The sequence below is a fragment of the uncultured Georgenia sp. genome (genome assembly GCF_937958535.1).
In the GTDB taxonomy this organism is placed as follows: Bacteria; Actinomycetota; Actinomycetes; order Actinomycetales; family Actinomycetaceae; genus Oceanitalea.
This window is the reverse complement of record NZ_CALGNQ010000007.1, coordinates 1-3,238: the sequence shown is the minus strand read 5'-3', so window position 1 is coordinate 3,238 and position 3,238 is coordinate 1. Positions and strand designations below refer to the sequence as shown.

Here is a 3,238-nt window from a genome sequence, read left to right as displayed (position 1 = left end):
GCGCGGCGAGGCCGGCGCCGCCCGGGCTGTGGCGGGTGGCGCGCACGTCGAGGACGGGGGCGGGCGCGTCGGGGCACAACCGGTCGACGACGCCCTCGACGTCTGCGTCCAGCAGCACGTCCCCCACGACGACGTGCGGCCGGGAGTCCCCCTCCCGGGGCGCCTGGCGTGGGCGGCCGGTGGCACCTCCCACGGCTGCGCCGCCGGTCGGCTCGGCGGGCCGTGATCCGGGCTGGGGCGGTGCCGGGGTGACGCCGAGGTGGCGGTCGACCGCGGCGCACAGGGCGTGGACGGCCACCAGGTGGCCCTCCTGGACCGCGGCGGTGGAGGGGGCGGTGATGCTCAGCGCGTCGTGACAGAGCGCGGCGAGCGGGTTCGGGGCCGGTCCCGTCAGACCCCACACGGTCAGCCCGAGCGCGCGCCCACGCGCGGCGGCGCGCAGGACGTTCGGGCTGGTGCCGGAGGTGGACAGCAGGACGAGGACGTCGCCGGGCCGGCCGTGTCCCTCGACCTGGCGGGCGAACATCTCCTCCGCGCCGTAGTCGTTGACGATCGCGCTCAGGCTGGAGGACTCGGCGCACAGCGAGATCGCCGAGAAGGCGCGACGGTCGTGGAGGAAGCGGCCGACCAGCTCGGAGGTGAGGTGCTGTGCCTCGGCGGCGCTGCCGCCGTTGCCCGCGGCGAGCAGCCGGGCGCCCGCGGGGAGCCGGTGGGCCAGCTCCCGGCCCCATTCCTCGACAGTGGCGGCGTGCCGGTGGAGGAGGTCGAGCGCGGAGTCCAGCTCCGTGCGGTGCTCGTCGAGCCAGTCCCGGGCGGTCATGCCGTCACCTCCCGCGCGTGGTCCGCCGCCTGTCGGGCGTGCGGGGCAACGACGTCGACGTACGCGGACTCGGTCGCCGTGGCGACCTGCCGCCAGCTGAACCGGTCCTCGGCGCGGGCGCGGGCGGCCGCACCGACGGCGGTGCGGCGTGCCGGGTCGGCGAGCAGCGCGGTGACCGCGGCGGCGAGCGCGACCGGGTCGCGCGGCGGCACGAGCAGGCCGGTGCGTCCGTCGTCCACGGAATCGAGCAGGCCGCCCACCGCGCTGCCGACGAGCGGACGTCCACAGGCGGCCGCCTCCAACAGCACGATCCCGAACGGCTCGTACCACGGCGTCGCGACGACGACGTCGGCGGAGCGGATGAGCGCCGGCATGTCGGTGCGGGGCACGGAGCCGACCACGTGCACCCGGTCTGCCACCCCGAGCTCGGCCGCCAGTGCGTGCAGCCGGACGGCCTCGGGGTCGGTGTGGATGCGGGAGCGCACCGGGCCACCGGCGACGAGCAGCTCGGCGTCCGGGAGCAGCGGGAGGGCGGCGATGACCGTGTCCACCCCCTTGCGTTCGACGAGGCGGCCGACGGAGAGCAGGCGGAACGGGGTGGTACCGCGCGGCGGGTACCGCTCGCCGTCGGGGCTGAAGAGCCGGACGTCCACACCGCAGGGCACGATCCGCACGCGGGCGGGGTCGACCCCCATCGCGGTGAGCTCGGCGAGCTCGTCGCGGCAGGTGGCGACGACGAGGTCCACCTCGGTGCCGATCCGCACCTCGTCGGTGAGCCGGCTCGGCGGGCTGGGGTCCTTGGCACCCTGGTGGCGCCGCTTCACGGTGCCCAGCGCGTGGTAGGTGTGCACGACCGGCACCCGCACCGCCGCCGTCGCCACGAGCGCCGCCAACCCGGACATCCAGAAGTGCGAGTGGACGACGTCGGGCGCCCCGCGCCGCCGCCAGTGGTCGGCGAGCCACCGCCCGAGCGCGGGCATGAACGGCAGCAGGTGGTCCTTCGGCAGCACCCGGGCGGGCCCGGCCGGGACGTGGACCACCTGGACGCCGGGCAGCATCTCGACGCGTTCGGGCAGGTCCGGGTCGTCCCGCCGGGTGTAGACGGCGACGTCGTGGCCGCGGCGGGCGAGCGCCGTCGCCAGCGCCGCGACGTGGACGTTCTGCCCGCCGGCGTCCTCCCCCCGAGCGCCGCCAGCGGGCTGGCGTGCTCGGAGACCATGGCGACCCTCATCCGACTACCTCCTCGAGCAGTGACTGCCAGTCGGCCAGGAAGCGGTCGACGGCGAAGGCGTGAGTGGCGTGCCGGCGGGCGGCCTGGCCGCGCTCCCGCGCCTCGTCGGGGTCGGCGAGCCAGCGTTGCGCCGCTTGCTCCAGCACGTCCGGGTCGCCCGAGACCACGCCCGCGTCTGCCGGGACCGCCCCGGGGGCCGCCGTCGTCGCCAGGGCGAGGACGGGCAGGCCGAGCATCATCGCCTCGATGAGCGAGAGCCCGAGCGAGGTCCACCGGTAGGGGTGGAGGTAGGCGCGCTGACGGGCGAGCAGCCGGTGCATCCGGTCCTGCCGGACGTTCTCGTGCAGGTGGCCGGTGAGGTGGGGGGCGCGCTCGGCGAGGGCGTCCATCCCCATCCCGTAGACCGTCACCGGGACGCGCTGCGACAGGTCGACGACGATGTCGGTGCCCGCCACCCGCCAGCGGCGTACCGGCTCGTTGACGACGACGCCGAGGCGCTCCTCCGCGCCGGTGTAGAGGTGGCCGGGGTCGAGCACGCCGTGCTCCACCACGCGTGTGGGGGCGCGCCCGGTGTCCCACATGAGGGCGTTGAAGTGGGTGACGTGGACGACCGGGATGTCGCTCCGGTCGGCGAGCGGGTGGCGGGTGCGCACCGCGTCGCCCGCCGGGGTGTTGTGCTCGACGTAGACGGCCGGGACGTCGACGCCGGGACGGCGTCCGGTCCACTCCTCGAAGAGGGCGACCCCGTGCGGCCGCTGGAGGACGACGACGTCGCAGCCCTCCGCCCGCAGCTGCTCGGGGGCGAGCTCGCGGGCGCTCGCCGGCCAGTCCCAGCTCTGGGCGCGACCGCGGCCGTCGGGCCCGCGGTCGGGCAGCACCGGGAGGAGGTACTCGTCGGGGCCGGTGACGAAGGGGGTGTGCCACGAGCCGTGGACGTGCCAGATCGCGATCCTCACACCGTCACCTCCTGCGGGACGAGCGACCGGACGGCCGCGACCACCCGCTCCGGTGGGATGCCCGTGAGACAGGGGTGTCCGGGCACCGGGCACTCGCGGGCCCGGGAGCCGCGGCACGGCGCGGCCTGGTCACCGAGGACGACCACCGGCACGCCGTAGGGCGCCCAGCCCTCCGCCGGCACGACCGGGGAGAAGAGGGAGACCACCGGGGTGCCAACCGCCGCCGCAAGG

3 protein-coding genes and 1 pseudogene are annotated in these 3,238 nt (G+C 76.4%); all 4 read right to left on the bottom strand.

What is annotated here, in order from left to right:
• On the bottom strand, positions 1–820 hold an 820-nt coding region (locus Q0195_RS00135), incomplete at its 3' end, for an SIS domain-containing protein (protein ID WP_299272946.1).
• On the bottom strand, positions 817–1,962 hold the full coding sequence (locus Q0195_RS00130) for a glycosyltransferase (protein ID WP_366518062.1): 1,146 nt from the start codon (positions 1,960–1,962) through the stop codon (positions 817–819). The genes Q0195_RS00135 and Q0195_RS00130, both read right to left, overlap by 4 nt.
• An 85-nt stretch (positions 1,963–2,047) precedes the next feature.
• Positions 2,048–3,007: a glycosyltransferase gene (locus tag Q0195_RS00125; RefSeq protein ID WP_299272943.1), complete on the bottom strand. Its 960-nt coding sequence runs from the start codon at positions 3,005–3,007 to the stop codon at positions 2,048–2,050.
• Positions 3,004–3,238, bottom strand: a pseudogene (locus tag Q0195_RS00120) (glycosyltransferase family 9 protein); the annotation flags it as partial. The gene Q0195_RS00125 and the pseudogene Q0195_RS00120, both read right to left, overlap by 4 nt.